Source organism: Candidatus Sphingomonas phytovorans (assembly GCA_029202385.1).
In the GTDB taxonomy this organism is placed as follows: Bacteria; Pseudomonadota; Alphaproteobacteria; order Sphingomonadales; family Sphingomonadaceae; genus Sphingomonas; species Sphingomonas phytovorans.
Genome location: CP119314.1, coordinates 1461189 through 1480639, shown reverse-complemented (window position 1 = coordinate 1480639; position 19451 = coordinate 1461189). Strand labels below are relative to the sequence as shown.

The following is a 19451-nucleotide window of genomic DNA, read 5'->3' as shown; positions in this document are numbered from 1 at the left end:
CCGGGGATGGGCTCCCGGTTTCCTCAAACGGCACATTCGCGGCGAGCGCGCGCTCACCCCCAGCTTCTCCCGTAAACGGGAGGGGACGAAGAAGGTCAATCCTCTCCGAATTTGGCTTCCACCAGCTCGCATAGCGCACCGACCGCCTGTTCCGCGCCGTCGCCCTCGGCGCTGATGACGATCGAATCGCCCATCGCCGCGCCCAGCATCATCAGGCCCATGATCGAGGTGCCGGTCACGCTGCCGGCGCCGTCCTTCTCCACGGCGACCTCGACCGGCTGGGTCGACGCGAGGGTGACGAACTTGGCGCTTGCCCGGGCGTGGAGCCCGCGCTTGTTGGTGATGAGGACCGTGCGGCTGACCTGCATCAGGCGGCAGCCTCGCCAAGCACTTCAGAGGCAACCGAGATATATTTGCGGCCTGCCTCGCGCGCGGCGGCGACGGCATCGACCACCTTCATCGCCTTGCGCGCCGATTCGAGCCGGATCAGCATCGGCAGGTTGATACCGGCGATCACCTCGATACGCCCGCGCTCCATCAGCGAAATGGCGAGATTGGACGGCGTGCCACCGAACAGGTCGGTCAGCACGATCACGCCGCGTCCCGTGTCGACGGCGGCGATCGCCTTGGCGATGTCGGCGCGGCGCGCCTCCATGTCGTCATCGGGGCCGATCGCGATCGTCGCGATCCGTTCCTGCTTGCCGACGACATGCTCCATCGCGGTCACGAACTCCTCGGCGAGGCGTCCGTGCGTCACCAGAACCAGGCCGATCATTGCCCCGACTCTTTCATAGCAGTTTCAATCACTGAAAGACCGTCCCCTTGGGCATTTTCTGCCACACCCTCGAGCGAGTCCTGCGGCGCAGCAGCGAGATCGCGGTGCGCGACCGTGGGCGAAAATCCTTCGTTGCGCAACCGTGCAGCAACACGCTCCGCCACGTGGACGGAACGGTGCCGCCCGCCGGTGCAGCCGAACGCGATGGTGACATAGGATTTCCCCTCGGCCCGATAGCGCGGCAGCAGCAGCAGCAACAGCGACTCGATCTGCTCCATCGCTGCATCATAGGCCGGGTCAGCCGCGACATAGGCGCTGACGTCCTTGTCCAGCCCCGTTCCGGGACGCAGGGCCTCGTCCCAATGCGGGTTGCGCAGGAAACGCATGTCGAACACCAGGTCGGCGTTGCGGGGCAGGCCGCGGGCGTAGCCGAACGATGTCACCGACAGGGTCGGTTCGCCAAGGCCCTCGCCGGAGAAGGTCGAGCGAACCTGCTGTGCCAGTTCGTTGCCGGTGAGATTGGTCGTATCGATCAGCCGGTTCGCCCAGCGGCGCAGCGGGGCGAGCAGTTCGCGTTCGCGCGCAATACCGTCGGAGGCGGGGCGATCGAGCGCCAGCGGATGGCGCCGGCGGGTTTCCGAATAACGACGCTCGAGCTCGCCGCCGGAGCAGTCGAGGAACAGGATGCCGATATCATGGCCATGCTCTTCGCGAAGCTTCTTGATCCGTTTCACGATTCGGTCGGGATCGAAGTCGCGGGTGCGGGCACCAATGCCGAGCGCGAGCGGCTGCGACGAACGTTCGGCGCCCTCCGGCAGCGGCGCGCCGAGCAGTCGGTCGAGCAGGAGCAGCGGCAGATTGTCCACCACTTCCCAGCCGAGATCCTCGAGCGTCCGCAATACGGTCGATTTCCCCGCGCCGGACATGCCGGTGACGAGCAATATATCCTTGGGGTCGCGCTTCATGGCGCGCGCTCTAGCAGGCGACTGAGGGCAAGTTCCACCTTGATCGGTGCCGATGCCTCGCGCGGATCGATCGCAATCATGGGAATGGCGATTCCGTCGATCGAGCGCGACTCGGCTTCCGGCATGCGTTCCACCTCGGTGGAGAGCCGTACCAGCAATGTGACCGGTGCGCGCTCAACATGGGTAACGGAGACGATTCCGATCCCGCGCACTTCGAGCCGGCCCGCAATGGTGGCGGGCGCACTTGCCGATAGAATGCCGTCGCGTGGCGTCAGCACGGTATAATCGTCGCTCACCAGCACCCCGCCGCGATCGATCAGCCGCAAGGCCAGGTCGGATTTACCCGACCCGGAAGGGCCTTGGATCAACACGGCATGGCCGCTGATCGCTACGGTCGAGGCATGGATCGTCTGGCTCATCGCCGGTCCGATATAGGAAGGCGGACGACGAATCGCGCCCCGCTCAGCCGGTCCTCGCGCGATTCGACCGCGATGATGCCCTGATGGCCCTCGACGATGGTCCGGGCGATGGCGAGCCCCAGCCCGCTATGCTTGCCGAACTCCTCGCCGTCCGGCCGTAGCGACTGGAAGCGGCTGAACACCTGCTCGCGAGCTTCCTCGGGCACGCCGGGGCCTTCATCCTCGACTCGCACGACCAGTTCATCGCCGTCGCGACCTGCCGAGACCACGATCAGGCCACCATCCGGCGAGAAGGAGACGGCGTTCTCGATCAGATTCTCGAACACGCGTTCCAGCCGCGCGCCTTCGCCCATCGCGACCAGCGTCTCGCCGGGGCGATGGTCGAAACGGATCTGGATGTCCCGCTCGACGCCGCGTTCGGCTCGCTGATCGAGCAGGGCGCCGATCATCGCGCCGACATCGACATCCTCGAACTTGGCGCGGCTGAGCTGCGCGTCGAGGCGCGATGCCTCGGAGATGTCGGTGATCAGCCGGTCGAGACGGTGCACGTCGTCGCGCACGATCGCCAGCAGCCTTTCCTGCAACTCCGGGTCCTTGACCGAGCTGAGGCCCTCGACCGCTGACCGAAGCGAGGCGAGGGGGTTCTTCATCTCGTGAGTCACATCGGCGGCGAAGGCTTCGGTCGCGTCGATCCGGGCGCGGAGCGCCAGGCTCATGTCCGATAACGCACGGGCGAGCATGCCCAGCTCATCGCGGCGCGAGGGCAGGCGGGGCACCACCACCTCGCGCGCGCGCCCGAGCCGCACCCGGACTGCGGCGCGGGCAAGGCGTCGCAAAGGGCGCACGATCGTTCGTGCGAGGAACAGGGAAAGCAGGATCGACACGACCGATACGATCGCCAGCACCACTCCCAGGCGAAAGCGCTCGACCCGCACGGTCTGGGTGATGTCGCGGGCGTTGACGGTGGTCATCACCACGCCGCCCGTCGGCAATGCCGCGGCGGCGGTGATGACGGGCGTGCGATCGGGCGCGCGCCACACCGTGGCGGGGGCGCTTTCGGTGCTGCGCGCCGTGTGGACGTCGGGCCATTCCAGGCCCTCCGCACGTTCCCGATACAAGGGTGCGCGAGGCGCGCCGACCACGGTATCGATCACCGCGTCGAGGAAACGCGCCGTATCCTGCTGCCAGTTCTCCTTGTCGGGATCGCGCAGGATGAAATTGCGCAGCCCCAGGGCGCGCGTGTCGGTGATCAGCTTGCCCTTGGCATCGTACAGCCGGATCCGGGCGCCGGTGTCGCGCGCGAGCCGGAGCGCGAGGAGATTGTGGCGCTCCGGCGTGACCGAGCCCATCGCCTCGGCGATCAGGCGCGCCTCGCGGCTCGCCTGGGCGACGCGGCTGTCGACCAGCCGGCTGCGATAGCTGTCGAGGTAGAAGAAACCGCCCGCCAGCATCGCCAGCGCGATGATGTTGACCGCGAGGATGCGCGGGGTAAGCGATACCTGCCCGGACCAGCGAAGCGTCAGCTCGCGGTCGTCATTCCTCGGAGAATCGGTAACCCGCGCCATATAAGGTCTCTATGGCATCGAACTCGGGGTCGATCTGCCTGAACTTGCGGCGCACGCGTTTGATATGGCTGTCGATCGTGCGATCGTCGACATAGATGTCGTCATGATAGGCCGCATCCATCAACTGGTTGCGGGTCTTCACGATGCCCGGTCGCTGGGCGAGAGTCTCCAGGATTAGGAATTCGGTGACGGTCAGGGTTACGCCGGCACCGTTCCAGGTAACCCGGTGCCGGGCAGTGTCCATCGCCAGCCGCCCGCGGACCAATGAGCCCCCGGGACTTTCCTCCTCGCCCGCCGTGCCGGCGACGGCAAGTTCGGAGCGGCGCAGGATCGCGCGGATCCGGGCGATCAGCAGCCGGTGCGAGAAGGGTTTGGAAATATAATCGTCCGCCCCCATCGCCAGGCCGAGCGCCTCGTCGAGCTCGTCGTCCTTCGATGTGAGGAAGATCACCGGGGTGGTGCTCTTCTCGCGCAACCGGCGCAGCAGCTCGAGCCCGTCCATGCGCGGCATCTTGATGTCGAAGATCGCGAGATCCGGCGGATTCTCGATCAGCGCCTTCAGCGCCGTCTCGCCGTCCGAATAGACACGCGTGACGAAACCCTCGGCCTGGAGGGCGATCGAAACGGAGGTGAGGATATTGCGGTCGTCGTCGACGAGCGCGATCGAAGCCGTCATCGGCGGTGCAACCCTTGTGCTGTTACGCGTGAGGTAGTCCAAACCGGCGCAACGCTCAACTCAATGCGGCGTCCGATTGTCTCGACTGGACATTTGCCTGTCCGTGGCGATATGCGCGACTCACATTTCGGCATTCAACTGCGGCATCGACCGCGCGCCCAATTTCAGGAGAGCAAGGACCGTGAGCGATCGTATTCCCGACGCAGGCCTCGAAGCGCAAGGCATTGAGACACGCGCCACCCTGCACTGGAATCTGGTTACAGCCAAGCTGATCGAGGCGGCCGTCGCGCGCGGCGAAGGCAAGCTTTCAGCCGACGGGCCGTTGGTCGTCGAGACCGGCCAGCACACCGGCCGTTCGGCGCAGGACAAGTTCATCGTCCGCGATGCGGAGACCGAGAGCACCGTCTGGTGGGGCAAGAGCAACAAGTCGATGACGCCGGAGCATTTCGCCACCCTCAAGGCGGATTTCCTGGCAGCGCTGAAGGACAAGGAAGACCTGTTCATCCAGGACCTGTTCGGCGGCTCGCAGCCCGAGCACCGGGTCCGCGTGCGTGTCGTGACCGAGCTCGCCTGGCACAACAGCTTCATCCGCACGATGCTGGTTCGCCCCGAAGAGAGCGAACTGCGCGGCTTCGAGGCCGAGTACACGATCATCGACCTGCCGAGCTTCCGCGCGAATCCTGAGCGGCATGGCTGCCGCAGCGAGACGGTGATCGCGGTCAACTTCACCGACAAGCTGATCCTGATCGGCGGCACCCGCTATGCCGGCGAGATGAAGAAGTCGGTGTTCAGCCTGCTCAACTATCTCCTGCCGCCGACCGGTGTGATGCCGATGCATTGCTCGGCCAATATCGGCCCCAAGGGCGACACCGCGGTATTCTTCGGCCTGTCGGGCACCGGCAAGACGACGCTGTCGGCCGATGCAAGCCGCACGCTGATCGGCGACGACGAACATGGCTGGTCGGATACGGCGGTCTTCAATTTCGAAGGCGGCTGCTACGCCAAGATGATCCGCCTCTCGGCCGATGCCGAGCCGGAGATTTTCGCGACCACCAAGCGCTTCGGCACGGTGCTCGAAAACGTCGTAATGGACCAGGTCACGCGCCAGCTCGACCTCGACGACGCCAGCCTCGCCGAGAACAGCCGTGGTGCCTATCCGATCGACTTCATTCCCAATGCCTCGGAAGAGAATATGGGGCCGGTGCCGCGCAACATCGTGATGCTGACCGCCGATGCCTATGGCATTCTGCCGCCGATCTCGAAGCTGACGCCCGATCAGGCGATGTATCACTTCCTTTCCGGCTATACGGCGCGTGTCGCCGGTACCGAGATCGGCGTGACCGAGCCCGATGCGACCTTCTCGACCTGCTTCGGCGCGCCGTTCATGGCACGTCATCCCTCGGTCTATGGCAATCTGCTCAAGGAGCGGATCGCCAAGGGCGGCGTGGATTGCTGGCTGGTCAACACCGGCTGGACCGGCGGCAAATACGGCATCGGTCGCCGCATGCCGATCAAGGCGACCCGCGCGCTGCTCAACGCCGCTCTGGACGGCAGCCTGAACAATGCCGAATTCCGCACCGATCCCAATTTCGGCTTCAAGGTGCCGGTGAGCGTGCCGGGTGTCGACAGCGCGATCCTCGACCCGCGCGAGACCTGGTCGAACAAGGCCGAATATGACGCGACGGCGGCCAGGCTGGTTGATCTCTTCGTCGAGAATTTCGCTCAATTCGCTGACGATGTGGATGAGGGCGTTCGCCAAGCCGCCCCCAGGACCGCCGAAACCGCGTAATCTGCCCGGTCATCGATCGGGCCAATGAAAGAGCCCGATCGATGACTGACCTTCCCTATCGCCCCTTTGCCGACGACGCCGCGATCCGCCGGATCGGGGAGGGCCTTCTTGCGTGCACCTTGCCGCGGACAGACTGGACTCACGAAGGGCATCTTGCAGCGACGCTCTGGCTGATCCGCGACCGGCCCGATGTGGCTGTCGATGCTGAGATCGCGGGGATCATCTCCCGCTACAATGAGAGCGTCGGCGGGGTGAACGACGACATGAACGGCTATCACGACACGATCACGCAGGTGTTCGTCGCCGGGATTCGCTGTCACCTCATGACGCGCGGCACGAGCGAGGCGCTGGTCGACTCCGTCAACGCGCTGCTGGCGAGCCCGATCGGCAGGCGCGACTGGCCGCTTGGCTTCTACAGCAGGGACCGTCTGTTTTCGGTGGCGGCCCGGCGCAAATTCCTGCCGCCCGACCTCGCGCCGCTTCCAACGCTGTGATAGATTGAATCCTCTTCCATATGGCCTGAGGAACACACATCATGGGAATGCTCGACGGACTGCTCGGACAGGTAACCCAGAATGTCGATATCACGAACCTCGCGGCCAAGGTTGGGCTGAGCCCCGAACAGGTCGAAAGCGCCGTGGTGGCGCTCGGCCAGGCGCATGCCGCACCCACTGACACGGTCGATACCGCAGCTTCCTCGACCGGCCTGCCGAGCGATGTTCTCCAGCAGATCGTCGGCCATATCGGGGGTGAAGGCGCGCTTGGTCAGTTCGCGGGCCTGCTGCAGGGATCTGGTATGCTCGGCAAGGTCGGTGGCATGCTCGACCAGAATGGCGACGGAAGTCCGATGGATGAGATCGCCGGTTTCGCCAAGGGACTGTTCGGCAAGAGCTGAGTCCGGGAAGGGCTGGCCGTCAGGCCGGCTCGACCAGCAGCACGCTTCCCGAGGCCCCGATGATCCGGACGATCGCGCCAGCCGCGACGTCCGGGCCACGGGCTTTCCACGCGCCATCGCCCACCTTCACCCGGCCCTCGCCGGCGGTGATGGCGTCGCAGACCTGCGCGGTCGTTCCGATCAGGCGTGAGGTGCGGTCGTTGAGCTGCGCATCCTCGGTCGGGACGTCGCTCTGGTGATACCAGCGCCGGCCGAGGCCGACCGCGACGGTGGTGAAGACCGCGAACAGCAGGACCTGAACCAGCACGGGGAGGCCAGGCAGCGCGAGAAGCACAAAGCCGGTCAAGGCGGCGCCCGCCGCAAGGAAGATCATGAAGAAACCCGGCGCGATCAGCTCCGCGATTGCCAGCGCGAGCGCAGCGGCGAGCCAGAGCGCGCCGTGGCTCCACATGAAGCCGAGGAAACTCATGGCTGACCTCCTTCGAACGGGCCGCGCGGGCGAGCCGGCGGGCGCGGCGCGGCCGGTGGCGAACGGTCGTTGCCCAATGCGTCGCGCGCCAGTTCGCCGATGCCGCCAAGGGTGCCGATCAACTGGGTCGCCTCGACCGGGAAGAGGATCGTCTTCGCGTTGGGCGAGGTGGCGAACTTGCCGACCGCCTCGACATATTTCTGCGCGATGAAATAATTGAGCGACTGGCTGCTGCCTGCCTCGATCGCGTCCGACACCATCTTGGTCGCGGTCGCTTCGGCCTGGGCTGAGCGCTCGCGCGCTTCGGCGTCGCGAAATGCGGCCTCCTTGCGGCCTTCCGCCTCCAGGATCTGCGCCTGTTTCAGGCCCTCGGCGCGGTTGATCTCGTTCTGCCGCGCGGCCTCGGATTCCAGGATGGTCGCGCGTTTCTCGCGCTCGGCCTTCATCTGGCGGGTCATGGCGTTGACGATGTCGGCCGGCGGACGAATATCCTTCAGCTCGACGCGGGTGATCTTCACGCCCCAGGCCTCGGTGGCCTGATCGACCACCTGGAGCAGCCGAGTGTTGATCTCGTCGCGCTTCGACAGTGTCTCGTCGAGGTCCATCGAGCCCATCACCGTGCGCAGGTTGGTGGTCGAAAGCTGCATGATCGCGAGATACAGGTCGCTTACCTCATAGGCTGCCTTGGCCGCGTCGAGCACCTGGAAGAACACGACGCCATCGACCGCGACCATCGCATTGTCCTTGGTGATGATCTCCTGGCCCGGAATGTCGAGCACCTGCTCCATCATGTTCACGCGCCGGCCGACGCGATAGAAAAAGGCCGGATAGAAATTCAGGCCCGGCCGCGCGACCGTGGTGAAGCGGCCGAAATGCTCGATCGTGTACTGGTAGCCCTGGCGGACCACCTTGATGCTGGTCATGAAATAGAAAATGACGACGACCAGAACCAGGCCGGCAAGCGTGAGAGTCATGGTGCGAACCCCCGAATAGGGCCGCGAGGGGCGCGGCCGACGCGCTCAGATTAGCAGATTGGCGGGGGCGTTATAGCGAAATGCGACACGGTCAGTGCGCACTCTAGCGTCGCGAAGGGCCTTTGTTTACATGGACCGCCACGACTCGCCCCCCGCAGGAATCTGGCACCCCATGGATATTCGCCTCGGCCTCACCTTCGACGACGTACTTCTGTACCCGGCGGAATCCGACATCGTCCCCAGCCAGACCAACACGGCGACTCGCCTGAGCCGCGGCATCGCGCTCAATATTCCGGTCATTTCCGCCGCGATGGATACGGTGACCGAGGCCGACATGGCGATCGTCATGGCGCAGCTTGGCGGCATCGGGGTGCTTCATCGCAACATGACGATCGAGGAACAGGTCGCCGCCGTCCGTGCCGTGAAGCGGTACGAATCGGGCATGGTGGTCAACCCGATCACGATCACGCCGGAGGCGACGCTGGCCGAAGCGCAGGCGCTGATGGCCTATCACAAGATTAGCGGCATTCCGGTGACCGAGAAGAGCGGCAAGCTCGTCGGCATCCTCACCAACCGCGACGTGCGGTTCGCCGGCAATCCGCACCAGCCGGTCGCCGAGTTGATGACTCACGAAAATCTCGCGACGGTGTCGCCGGGCGTCGATCAGGAGGAGGCTCGCCGCCTGCTTCACCAGCGCCGAATCGAAAAGCTTCTCGTCGTCGACGAGGCCTATCGCTGCATCGGCCTGATCACCGTCAAGGACATAGAAAAGGCGGTGATGTATCCGAACGCGACCAAGGACGAGACCGGTCGCCTGCGCGTCGCCGCCGCGAGCACCGTCGGCGACAAGGGGTTCGAGCGCACCGAGGCGTTGATCGACGCTGAGCTCGACCTGATTGTGATCGATACCGCGCACGGCCATAACCGCGATGTGGCGCGCGCCGTCGAGCGCGCCAAGCGTATCTCCAATTCGGTCCAGGTGATCGCCGGCAACGTCGCGACAGCGGAGGCGACTCGGGCGCTGATCGACGCGGGTGCTGACGGGATCAAGGTCGGCATCGGCCCGGGGTCGATCTGCACGACCCGCGTCGTCGCGGGCGTCGGCGTGCCGCAGCTCACCGCCGTGATGGACTGCGCCGAGGAAGCCGCGAAGTCGGGCGTGCCGGTGATCGCCGATGGCGGCATCCGCACCTCGGGCGACATGGCCAAGGCGATTGCCGCTGGCGCCTCGACGGTGATGATCGGATCGTTGCTGGCAGGCACCGAGGAAGCGCCGGGCGAGACATTCCTTTACCAGGGCCGTTCGTACAAATCCTATCGCGGCATGGGCTCGGTCGGCGCGATGGCGCGCGGATCGGCCGACCGCTATTTCCAGCAGGATATCAAGGACCAGCTCAAGCTGGTTCCAGAGGGGATCGAGGGTCAGGTGGCCTACAAGGGCGCCGCGCGCGACGTGATCCACCAGCTCGTCGGCGGCGTGCGTGCTGCGATGGGCTATACGGGTTCGGCGACGATACCAGACCTGCAGAAGCGCGCCCGCTTCATCCAGATCACCGGTGCAGGCCTGCGCGAGAGCCACGTGCACGACGTGACCATCACGCGCGAGGCACCGAACTACCCGACCCAGTAACGCGCCGGGCCCGCGAGGTCCGGTCAACCGACCCTGGTCAATCCCTCGGCATAGGCCTTGCCCTTGTCGACATAATGCTGGGCGGATGCCTTGAGCATCGCCGCCGCCTTCTCGTCCAGCGTGCGGATCGGCCTGGCCGGGCTGCCGACGATCAGGCTGTTGGGCTCGAACACCTTGCCCTCGGTCACCAGCGCGCCCGCGCCGACGATGCAGCCATCGCCGATCACAGCGCGGTTCAGCACGATCGCGCCCATCCCGATCAGCACATTGTCGCCGATGGTGCAGCCATGAAGGATGGCGTGATGGCCGATGGTGCAGTCGGCACCGATGGTCAGCGGCGCGCCGGGATCGGAGTGGCACATGGCGCTTTCCTGGATGTTGCTGCGGGTGCCGACGATGATCGGCGTATTGTCGGCCCGGATCACCGCCCCGAACCACACGTTCGATCCGTCGGCGAGGCGCGCGTCGCCGATCACGTCCGCGCTGGGAGCGACCCAGACGTCGGTTCCGACCACGGGCTGTTTTCCGTCGATGGCGTAAAGCGGCATTGGCATCCTCCTCGTTTCGCCCCGCATAGCGTGGAGGGGCGGCGAGGGGGAGGGGCAAGGCGACGTCTTCAGCCCTGCGGTGATCGGGCGTGAAGTACTCCTAGGCCGCCACGCTCTGGCGGTCGTCGATCAGGCCCATCACCTTGTCGCCCTCGACCGGTCGGCTGAAGATATAGCCCTGGATGCTGCTGCAGCCCTGGCCCCGCAGCTCAGCAAGCTGGTCATTGTCCTCGACGCCCTCCGCGGTCGTTTCCATATGGAGCGCGGTCGCGAGATCGACGATCGCGCGGACGATCGCCGCCGAGCTCTCGTCGTCGGCGACATGGTTCACGAAGCTCTTGTCGATCTTGATCTTGTCGAACGGAAAGCTGCGCAGATAGCTGAGCGACGAATAGCCGGTGCCGAAATCGTCGAGCGCCACGCGAATGCCCATCGCGCGAAGCTGGTGCAGCAGCGCGAGGACTGACTGCTCGCCCTCGAGGAAGATCGATTCGGTGATCTCCACCTCAAGCCGGTCCGGCGCGAGCCCGCTGCGCGACAGCGCCTGGAAGATCACATTGGCGAAGCCGGTGCTGCGGAACTGCAACGGCGAGACGTTGACCGCGATGCGGACATGGTCGGGCCAGGCGGCGGCGTGGCGGCAGGCCTCGTGCATCACCCATTCGCCGATCCCGACGATCAGCCCGGTATCCTCGGCCACCGAGATGAATTCGATCGGGGGGACGTTGCCGCGCGTCGGATGCTCCCAGCGAAGCAGTGCCTCGAAGCCGCCGATGCGATCCTTCTTCAGGTCGAAGATCGGCTGGAAGTTCAGCCTGAACTGGCCGGTCTGGAGCGCCTCTCGCAGATCTAGCTCGAGTTGCCGGCGTTTGCGGGCGGCCGCGTCAAGCGCCGGTTCGAAGAAGCGGAAGACGCCGCGGCCGTCCTGCTTGGCCCGGTACAGCGCGAGGTCGGCATTTTTGAGCAGCATGTCCGGGTCGTCGCCATCGGCAGGCCCGATCGCGATGCCGATGCTCGCGCCGGTCGCGATCTGGTGCCCGTCGAGGCGCATCGGCTGGCGCATCTGGTCGAGGATGAGTTGCGCCAGCGCACGGGGGCGATCGTCGGCGCCGCGATTGTCGAGGATCACCGCGAACTCGTCGCCACCGAGGCGGGAGACGAGGCCGTCGGTGGCGAGCTCAGACAATACTGCGCCTACATGACGCAACAGGGCGTCGCCGACAGGATGGCCGAGTGTGTCGTTGATGCTCTTGAAGCCGTCGAGGTCGAGGCAGAGGACACTGACCTTTTCGTTCAGCTTCTGCACCCGGGCGAGGCTGGCCTCTAGCTTCTGGCGGAAAAAGGTGCGGTTGGGCAGGCCGGTGAGCGAATCATGAAAGGCGAGATGCGTGATGCGATGTTCGCGCTCGACGATGCCGGCCGACATGCGGTTGAAGCTTTCCGCCAGCCGCCCGATCTCGTACGATCCGCGGACCTCGACCTCGGCGCGAGTGCCTTCCTCAAGCGCTCTTGCAGCGGCATCGAGCGCGGTGATCGGCCGCGCGATGCCGTTGGCGAGACGGCGACTGCCGACCAGCACGAGGGTCAGGCCGAGCAATCCGGCGAGGGCGATACCAGCCTGGAGCGATCGATAGGATGCGAGCGCCTTGGCGTGCGGATAGCTGAGCAGCAGCGCCGCCTCTGGTTGGCTGCCACGTCCGTCGAGACGGCGGGCCACCGCGAAGGCAGCCCCTTGAGGAAGGACGAGCGTGGCTGGAACCATATTGGCGCCGCCCGCACTGCGCGCGACGAGGCTGTCGATATCGGGATGGGCGTCGGTCGTGCCGTCGTTCGACGCCCAATGGCCATCGGCGCCGCGCCGGAGGATCGTTGCAGTCAGCGGGATGGCGGAGAGCCGTTCGAGCGCCCGCATCTCGCGGGCATCGAGCGGCACCGCGAAGACCACCCGGCCGATCTCCGTCGGCGCGAGGACAGGCGACACGATCAATCGGTACACGCCGTCGCCGGCGGCGATCACGGCATCGTGGCGGTCGCCCGGAAGGCTGGAGGGCAGGCGCGCCACGGCGGCGCGGAGATCGGCCGGCCCGTCGCCCAGGACGTCGCCGGCCATGTCGACGACGAAGGCGTTGGCGACGTCTGCCCGTTCGCGCAAATTGACGATGGCGGATTCGATGGTTGGCCGATCGCCGCTCGCCACGGCGGTGCGGAAGCCGAAATCGCGGGCGAGTACATCGGCCGAGCCTGCCAGCGATTTTGCGCGCAGCGCCCAGATCCGGTCATAGACCGCGCCGCTCGTCGCCAACTCGGCGCGGACCGATTCGCGCGCATGGTTCCAGATCATCGCCTGGGCAACGATCGCGACGACGATGAGCGAAATGGTGAAGAGCGCCGTGTACAATACAGCGAGCCGCGTGCGCAGATGCTCGAAGCCGCCGCTGAACGGCATTCCATGACTCAGCAGGGCGAGCGTCATTTGCCGTGGATGACGAGCGTGGTTGAATAACCGGTCGGCGCGATCGCCACCGTCTGGGTCAGCATGTTGCCCGAGGCGCGGATCGCCGGGTGCCAAAGCCGCAACGTGGCCCCACCGGCAGGCACGTCCGGGATGGAGACGCGGCCGGCTGCATCGGTCTGCATCGCGAAGGGTGTATCGGCGACAACGATGAAGCCGCTCATCGAATCATGGATATTGCAGCCAAGGGCGACGATGCCGGGCTTGTCGAACAACACTGTCGGCACCTGATCCCGGCCGTAGAGCTTCAGGTTGAACGCCTTCACCTTCGAGAAGGAATAGACGTGGTGCCGTACCTTGTCCTTGTTGGGGAAGGTGACGGTCGAGCCGGTCGGAACGATCAGCACATGCGGATCGAAGGCGATGTTGCGCTGCGCCATCTCCGTTCCCCAGGCGAAGCGGACCGGGGGCGCTGGTTTGCGCGGCGTATCGACGAAGACAACCGCGCCGGCGAGCGGTTTGCCGTCGGCACCGCGCACCGAGATATCAACGGTGGCGGCGTGGGTTGATACGGGAACGGCAAGCAGAAGCAGGACGGAAGCGATACGCATTATTACGTACCTAGGGGCCAAAAGTGTTCAACTTCTAAAGGCCTCGTTTACCGAAAAAAAACGATACATCCACAATATATCCACATTGGATATAAATCCGGGGGACTTCATGAAAATCTGGCTGGCGGCGCGTTTCGCGTGCGCCGTGCTGATGGCTGCGTTATCGGTGCAGCCAGTTTCGGCAGGCGAATTGCGCGGCGGCGGCAAGCTGTTGCTGACCGGTGGCGTCTCCAGTGTCGAGGGCGCGGCGGGCGGTGGGCTTGCCACCTGGGCAGTGATCGCCGGCGACGAAACCGATGCCGGCGTCGGCGGCAGCGTCCACGCGACCTATGTCGCACTGCCCGATTTCGACCTGACCAGCTATGGCGGCGCGATCGGCTTCCGCAACCGGATCGAGCTTTCCTATACGCATCAAAGCTTCGACACGCGCGCGGCCGGGGCGGCGCTGGGGCTCGGACGCGGCTTCACCTTTGCCCAGGACGTTTTCGGGGCGAAAATCAGGCTGGTCGGCGACGCGGTCTATGACCAGGATCGGCTGCTGCCGCAGATTTCGGTCGGTGTGCAGCACAAGCGCGCTGACAAGGGGCCGATCATCGCGGCGGTCGGCGGCAGGCAAAGTCGCGGCACCGATTTCTATGTCGCCGCGACCAAGGTGATCCTCTCGAAGAGCATGGTGGTGAACGGTACCGTCCGCTTCACCAAGGCCAACCAGTTCGGCCTGCTCGGCTTTGGCGGGGACAAGAAAGATGCCTATCGTCCGCAGTTCGAAGGATCGGCCGGCCTGTTGCTGTCGCGACGCCTGCTGGTCGGTGCCGAATATCGCACCAAGCCGGACAATCTTGGCTTCGCGAAGGAGAACGGCACCTATGACGTGTTCGCCGCCTGGGCGGTCGCGCGGCATGTCAGGCTGACTGCGGCCTATGTCGATCTGGGCGATATCGCGACGGTGAAGCGGCAGCGCGGTGCGTTCCTGTCGATCCAGGGCAATTTCTGAGGGGTTCACGCCATGTTGATGTTTGCACTTGCCGCCGCCGCGGCGCTCCAGGCCGTTCCGCCCGGCGAAGAGCCGGTCGATCCCTATACCCAGAGCAATGGCAATGCCGGGGCGAAGCCGTTCGAGGGGACGGCGATGCTCGACGCCTTTCATGGCCGTGCCGGAATCGACCGGATCGTCGAAGACCTGGTCGAGCGGATCAATGCCGACAAGCGGATCTCGGCCATCCTCGAGAAGCAGGACATGGTCCGCCTGCGACGGCTGCTGAAGGAGCAGTTCTGCTACATCCTCAACGGCGGTTGCGACTATAGCGGCCGGACGATGAAGGACGCCCATAAGGATCTCGGCATCCAGAATGCCGACATGGGGGCGTTGGTCGAGGATCTTCAGGCGGCGATGCGCAAGGAAGGGGTGCCGTTCTTCGCCCAGAACCGTTTCCTCGCGAAGCTCGCCCCGATGCGGCGGGATACGGTCGAGCGCTAGCCCCGGACCGGGTCCGGGGCATCCAACAAAGCTGATTGGCAACAACCCTTTCGCCGTATATCATATATGATGTGAGGCGCCCAGGCGCTCGCTCGGGGAGAGGAATGCCATGAAATTCGCGTTGCTGCGCTCGTGCTGCGCTCTGGCCATGCTGTCCGGCATGGCGGTGACCGGATCGACCCCCGCCCTGTCGCGGCAGGGGGCGGCAGCGCCAGCGCCCTGGACCGCCGAGCAGGACCATCAGAACATGATGGACCAGCTTGGCATCAAGGCATTGCGTCCCGGGCATAGCGGGCAGCCGGACGGACCCAATCCGGCTAACTATGATCCAGCCAGGGCGAACCCCTTTCCCGACTGGCCCGAGATCCTCACACTGAACAAAGGCGGGAAGGTCACTACTGCCGATGGCTGGTGGAAGCAGCGCCGGCCGGAGATCGTCGAGGCGTTCGAGCGCGAGGTGGTGGGGCGTGTCCCGGCCAATGTGCCCAGGATCGTCTGGTCGGTCGCCAGCACTGACATTGAATTCATCGCCGGCAAGCGCATGGTGGCGAAGCAGTTGATCGGCCGTGCCGACAACAGCGCCCATCCCGCGATCGATGTCGGCATCAAGGTGACGTTGGTGCTGCCCGCTGAGACGACCCGCCCGGTGCCCGTGCTGATGATGTTCGGCGCGGCGCGCTATCCGGCGCCCAGCCAGCCGACCGCCGATGAGGCATCACGGATCGACGCCGCGATGAAGGCCAGCCTCGTGGCTCGGGACCCGTCACTGGCCACCGCGTTCCAGGCCCATCCGGGCTTCATGTTCGTCAACCCGCCGAGCTTCTTCCCGGCGCCGCCGAGCGATGAGCGTGTCTCCGCGTTGGTCGCGGCCGGCTGGGGCGTGGCGCTGGTCGATACGGCAAGCATCCAGGCGGACAATGGCGCGGGACTGCGCAATGGGATCATCGGCCTCGTCAACAGGGGCCAGCCGCGCAAGCCCGAGGATTGGGGCGCGCTTCGGGCCTGGGGATGGGGGGCGAGCCGGGCGCTCGACTATCTCGAGACCGTGCCCGGGGTGGATGCGAAGCGTGTCGGGATCGAGGGTGTGTCGCGCTACGGCAAGGCGGCACTGGTCGCCATGGCCTTCGACCAGCGCTTCGCGATGGTGCTCGTCGGATCGTCGGGTGAGGGCGGCGCCAAGCCGCACCGTCGCAATTTCGGCGAAGCGGTGGAGAATCTCACCGGGACAGGCGGCTATCACTGGATGGCGGGCAATTTCCTGAAATACGGTGCATCGCAGGCAAGCTTCGGCCGCAGGAACGCAGGCGACATCCCGGTGGATTCGCATGAGTTGATCGCATTGTGCGCGCCACGGCCGACCTTCATCAGCTATGGCGTGCCGGAGAAGGGCGACGCCAACTGGCTCGACCAGCAGGGGAGCTATATGGCGACCGTCGCGGCGGGGCAGGTGTGGACGCTGCTCGGCGCGAGGGACCTCGGCGTCGGCAACGACTATCGCACTGCCCGGATGCCGCCGGTGCTGACCGACATGCTCGACGGCCAGCTTGCCTGGCGCCAGCATGACGGCGGGCATACCGATGCACCGAACATGAAATATTTCATCGCCTGGGCCGACCGGCAGATCGGCTGGAAGGCGCCGTAGGAAGGGGGCCATTTCCCATAGGCGCTAACTTAACGCGCATGCCCGGTGGCGGCGCGGGCCGCTGCCACAGCTACCGGTCACCAGTCGCGCTCAAATTAGGATTTTTCGCCGCCCGCACTGTCGTCCTGAAACCGGTTGCTCGGAACGCTATTTAGCGTTCCCGTTTCTCCATCTCCAACAGTCGGTTCCGGGAAAGGAAATCGGGAAAACTGATGTCTATGGATGACGGCGGCCTCGGCTGCGCTCAGGCAGTCCCGGTGGGTTCCCTGGCTGAGACAGCTAATCGACGCTTGGTGATGCTCCGACAGCAGACGCATGAGCGCCGCGCGTATAATTTTCGTCGATCCATTGCGATCGAGCGTCGTTCAATAGATCGGCGAGCGGACCGGGGCGCATCGAGAAAAAGGCTGGGATGGCGAAAGTGCCTGACCTGTCCGGATACGCGACGTCGAACACAATGGCCTTGCCACTGCGGATATGTGCCACTCGGAAGCTGGAAACGGTTTGCCACGGCCAGAATCGATGGATCCCCAGAATGCTGTAGTGCAGACCGGCCGGCTCCAGCATCAGCTTCGTAGGCCGCACGACCTGAAGAATGCCGAACAGAAATACGAACAGGCCGACCCCACCCAGCAGCAGGCCAACAAAACGGAAATGCTCCCGGGTCGCGAAAGCCAGGCCCGCGATCATCACGACGGCGCCAGCGATCGCGAACGATATCTCCGTAACTCGACGGCGGCGCAACACGAACGGCGGACGACCAAGCAGTATGGCGTTCATTCGGCTCCTAGGTACGTCCGTGGTCATCGTTGTAGGGCTCGGCATGAGACACGATCTCCGGCAACGGAACGGCGTGTCGAGAGCTCTTACTCAACCGCCATTGCCCGCACGTAGCGCTCCAGCAGACGCGCGCGATCGCCGACGATGACGACCGCGTCGTCGCTTTCCAGCGGTACAAACATCGTGCCCTGCCGCGTCGCGTAGATCGCCTCGCGCGCGCCGGCCTCGGCATTCCGATAGGCCAGCCATGCACGCTGGGCGTCGCGCAGCTTGCGGGCGGCATCCGGCGGGAGTTTCCGAAGAAGGGCGGCGTATGCGACGTTCATCCGCCGATCATAGTCCCCGGCGGCGCGCGTCTCGCAGGCCGTCTGATCTCCGGTGGATGCATGGGCCGGATCGGCCAGACAGTGATCGAGCGCCGCAGCGGTCGCGTCCCGCCGGCCATTCCCGGCCAGGGCGGGGTGGGCAGACCATGACAGTGCCGCCACGAGGATGGCATGGCGTGCATGAGCCATGCGGCGTTGCGGCTCAGCGCGCATCGGCGATCGAGAAGCCATCGTCCGATGTCCACCGATACAGGTGCCGGGAAAGCGAATAGGCCGATACACTGGCAATCTCCGCGGCGATGGCCGCGAGCGACTCTCGCCCGTCGCGATCGTCGGCGGCGCACAGCATGACCTCATCGCGCGCCGGCATGGCAATGCAGATCGGTCCTTCAAGCGCCAGTCCGCCTCGCCACTGCGGCAGGATCAGCAGCATCGACGCATCGTAATTGCGATCCAGTCGCGCGGCGTAGCGCCCATCGCTGCCCTCGATTTTCAATGCGGGGAGCATGGCGGTCAGATTGGCGATGGCGCGCTCATGAAGAGCCGCTTCGTCCAGGCGCATCGCCGAAAGCGTCTTTCGGGTGATGTACTCCATGGTGTCGCCCGTATCGATCGCGTAGGCGACGACCATATCGCCGCAGAACGGGCTCGTGATGAACGAGGCATCGGCGGCATCGAGCCCTGCGCCATCCATCTGGCGCTTGGCAGAGCCGGCCCATGTCGCCGGCTTCATTACCGGGAATATCCTGGCGGGATCCGTCGTCTCGCCCAGATCGTCGTTGAACCGAGCCTCTTCCAGTTGCGCCGCCATCAGGGCGTCGATCCCGGCTTCGCCGTTCCGATAGCGCGCATACCAGTTGCCGAAATACTGGGTCGCCCGGGTGCCTTTCGGCATCGTCCAGATCACCCAGGATTCGGTCGCACTGGCACCGACATGGACTTCGACGGTATTGGCGGGACAGTGTCTCTCGACGAGGGCGGCATAGCGGCGGACGTAGTCCGGATAGGTCAGCATCCGGTCCTGTGGTGGGGGAGCGCCGAACAGCTTCTTGAGCAATGACATCAGCGGACTTTCAAAGGGGCGATCGAACGATGCGTAACCTGTGTCGGAAACGAAAAGGAAGGCTGAATGATCCGAGGCCACCGCGATCCCGATCATGACGGCCGAATCTGCTGCCCGGCTAACGTGTCGAGGGGAATCCGACGATGTCGCCATCAAGCGGGATCGCGTTGCGACATGGTGCCGGGGTCGCCGCCAGCCGCGCCGGACACGCTCACCGGGCCGCACGATCACGCTACCTTGGCGAAGATGCGCGTAATGCGCATAGACCCGTGGCGATCGCAAGGACCACGAGATTACCGTAGAGCGTCCTTGCCGTGAGGTCGTCGGGCGTTTCCATGGGACGAAGCGGCTTGCCTGGCGCCAGCATGACGGCGGGCATACCGATGCGCCGAACA

The 19451-nt window shown here is 65.2% G+C and carries 21 protein-coding genes; 7 read left to right on the top strand and 14 right to left on the bottom strand.

Features of this window, described 5'->3' with window-relative positions:
* Window positions 1-95: 95 nt before the first annotated feature.
* Genes P0Y59_06745 through P0Y59_06720 form a run of 6 tightly spaced genes read right to left on the bottom strand, consistent with a single transcriptional unit; the run spans window position 96 to window position 4400 of the window.
* On the bottom strand, window positions 96-368 hold the full coding sequence (locus tag P0Y59_06745) for an HPr family phosphocarrier protein (GenBank protein WEK01374.1): 273 nt from the start codon (window positions 366-368) through the stop codon (window positions 96-98).
* Window positions 368-775 carry a PTS sugar transporter subunit IIA gene (locus P0Y59_06740; GenBank protein WEK01373.1) on the bottom strand — a complete coding sequence of 136 codons (408 nt, stop codon included), beginning with the start codon at window positions 773-775 and terminating at the stop codon, window positions 368-370. The genes P0Y59_06745 and P0Y59_06740 overlap by 1 nt, the downstream gene beginning before the upstream one ends.
* On the bottom strand, window positions 772-1740 hold the full coding sequence (rapZ, locus tag P0Y59_06735) for an RNase adapter RapZ (GenBank protein WEK01372.1): 969 nt from the start codon (window positions 1738-1740) through the stop codon (window positions 772-774). Before rapZ ends, P0Y59_06740 begins: the two co-directional genes overlap by 4 nt.
* The gene (locus P0Y59_06730) at window positions 1737-2159 is read right to left on the bottom strand and encodes an HPr kinase/phosphatase C-terminal domain-containing protein (protein ID WEK01371.1); all 423 of its coding nucleotides are present in this window, start codon (window positions 2157-2159) and stop codon (window positions 1737-1739) included. The genes rapZ and P0Y59_06730 overlap by 4 nt, the downstream gene beginning before the upstream one ends.
* Window positions 2156-3724, bottom strand: a complete 1569-nt coding sequence (locus P0Y59_06725; GenBank protein WEK01370.1) for a stimulus-sensing domain-containing protein — start codon at window positions 3722-3724, stop codon at window positions 2156-2158. The genes P0Y59_06730 and P0Y59_06725 overlap by 4 nt, the downstream gene beginning before the upstream one ends.
* Window positions 3693-4400, bottom strand: a complete 708-nt coding sequence (locus P0Y59_06720; GenBank protein ID WEK01369.1) for a response regulator transcription factor — start codon at window positions 4398-4400, stop codon at window positions 3693-3695. The genes P0Y59_06725 and P0Y59_06720 overlap by 32 nt, the downstream gene beginning before the upstream one ends.
* Before the next feature lie 181 nt (window positions 4401-4581).
* Here P0Y59_06720 and P0Y59_06715 point away from each other — a divergent pair, with 181 nt between their 5' ends.
* From P0Y59_06715 to P0Y59_06705, 3 genes are read left to right on the top strand one after another with little or no spacing between them, the layout of a single operon-like run.
* Complete coding sequence (locus P0Y59_06715; GenBank protein ID WEK01368.1) at window positions 4582-6189, top strand: phosphoenolpyruvate carboxykinase; 1608 nt, start codon at window positions 4582-4584, stop codon at window positions 6187-6189.
* A 41-nt stretch (window positions 6190-6230) separates the two neighbouring features.
* On the top strand, window positions 6231-6683 hold the full coding sequence (locus P0Y59_06710) for a hypothetical protein (protein WEK01367.1): 453 nt from the start codon (window positions 6231-6233) through the stop codon (window positions 6681-6683).
* Between the two features lie 41 nt (window positions 6684-6724).
* On the top strand, window positions 6725-7084 hold the full coding sequence (locus tag P0Y59_06705) for a hypothetical protein (GenBank protein WEK01366.1): 360 nt from the start codon (window positions 6725-6727) through the stop codon (window positions 7082-7084).
* 19 nt (window positions 7085-7103) lie between these two features.
* Here the strand turns inward: P0Y59_06705 and P0Y59_06700 are convergent, their stop codons facing one another.
* Window positions 7104-7553, bottom strand: coding sequence for an NfeD family protein (locus tag P0Y59_06700; GenBank protein ID WEK01365.1), 450 nt, complete (start codon window positions 7551-7553; stop codon window positions 7104-7106).
* Complete coding sequence (locus P0Y59_06695; GenBank protein ID WEK01364.1) at window positions 7550-8527, bottom strand: SPFH/Band 7/PHB domain protein; 978 nt, start codon at window positions 8525-8527, stop codon at window positions 7550-7552. The genes P0Y59_06700 and P0Y59_06695 overlap by 4 nt, the downstream gene beginning before the upstream one ends.
* A 172-nt stretch (window positions 8528-8699) precedes the next feature.
* Here P0Y59_06695 and guaB point away from each other — a divergent pair, with 172 nt between their 5' ends.
* Window positions 8700-10157, top strand: coding sequence for an IMP dehydrogenase (guaB, locus tag P0Y59_06690; protein WEK01363.1), 1458 nt, complete (start codon window positions 8700-8702; stop codon window positions 10155-10157).
* Between the two features lie 23 nt (window positions 10158-10180).
* Here the strand turns inward: guaB and P0Y59_06685 are convergent, their stop codons facing one another.
* From P0Y59_06685 to P0Y59_06675, 3 genes are all read right to left on the bottom strand, one after another.
* On the bottom strand, window positions 10181-10705 hold the full coding sequence (locus tag P0Y59_06685) for a gamma carbonic anhydrase family protein (protein WEK01362.1): 525 nt from the start codon (window positions 10703-10705) through the stop codon (window positions 10181-10183).
* Window positions 10706-10805: 100 nt separating this feature from the next.
* Window positions 10806-13178, bottom strand: coding sequence for an EAL domain-containing protein (locus tag P0Y59_06680; protein WEK01361.1), 2373 nt, complete (start codon window positions 13176-13178; stop codon window positions 10806-10808).
* Complete coding sequence (locus tag P0Y59_06675) at window positions 13175-13768, bottom strand: methylamine utilization protein (GenBank protein ID WEK01360.1); 594 nt, start codon at window positions 13766-13768, stop codon at window positions 13175-13177. The genes P0Y59_06680 and P0Y59_06675 overlap by 4 nt, the downstream gene beginning before the upstream one ends.
* Window positions 13769-13877: 109 nt before the next feature.
* Between P0Y59_06675 and P0Y59_06670 the strand changes: the two genes are divergently transcribed.
* The 3 genes from P0Y59_06670 (at window position 13878) to P0Y59_06660 (ending at window position 16887) form a co-directional block, all read left to right on the top strand.
* Window positions 13878-14762 carry a DUF3034 family protein gene (locus P0Y59_06670; GenBank protein WEK01359.1) on the top strand — a complete coding sequence of 295 codons (885 nt, stop codon included), beginning with the start codon at window positions 13878-13880 and terminating at the stop codon, window positions 14760-14762.
* Between the two features lie 18 nt (window positions 14763-14780).
* A complete protein-coding gene (locus P0Y59_06665) occupies window positions 14781-15245 on the top strand; it encodes a group 1 truncated hemoglobin (protein ID WEK02517.1) in 465 nt (154 codons plus the stop codon).
* 109 nt (window positions 15246-15354) lie between these two features.
* The gene (locus P0Y59_06660; protein WEK01358.1) at window positions 15355-16887 is read left to right on the top strand and encodes a hypothetical protein; all 1533 of its coding nucleotides are present in this window, start codon (window positions 15355-15357) and stop codon (window positions 16885-16887) included.
* Window positions 16888-17166: 279 nt separating this feature from the next.
* Here P0Y59_06660 and P0Y59_06655 read toward each other — a convergent pair whose 3' ends face one another.
* The 3 genes from P0Y59_06655 to P0Y59_06645 all read right to left on the bottom strand — a co-directional run bounded on the left by P0Y59_06655 (window position 17167) and on the right by P0Y59_06645 (window position 19056).
* Entirely contained in the window at window positions 17167-17667 is a 501-nt protein-coding gene (locus P0Y59_06655) for a hypothetical protein (GenBank protein WEK01357.1), read from the bottom strand.
* Window positions 17668-17753: 86 nt separating this feature from the next.
* Window positions 17754-18182 (bottom strand): lysozyme inhibitor LprI family protein, encoded by a 429-nt coding sequence (locus P0Y59_06650; GenBank protein WEK01356.1) that lies wholly within the window; start codon window positions 18180-18182, stop codon window positions 17754-17756.
* Between the two features lie 13 nt (window positions 18183-18195).
* A complete protein-coding gene (locus tag P0Y59_06645; protein ID WEK01355.1) occupies window positions 18196-19056 on the bottom strand; it encodes a DUF1444 family protein in 861 nt (286 codons plus the stop codon).
* Window positions 19057-19451: the final 395 nt, after the last annotated feature.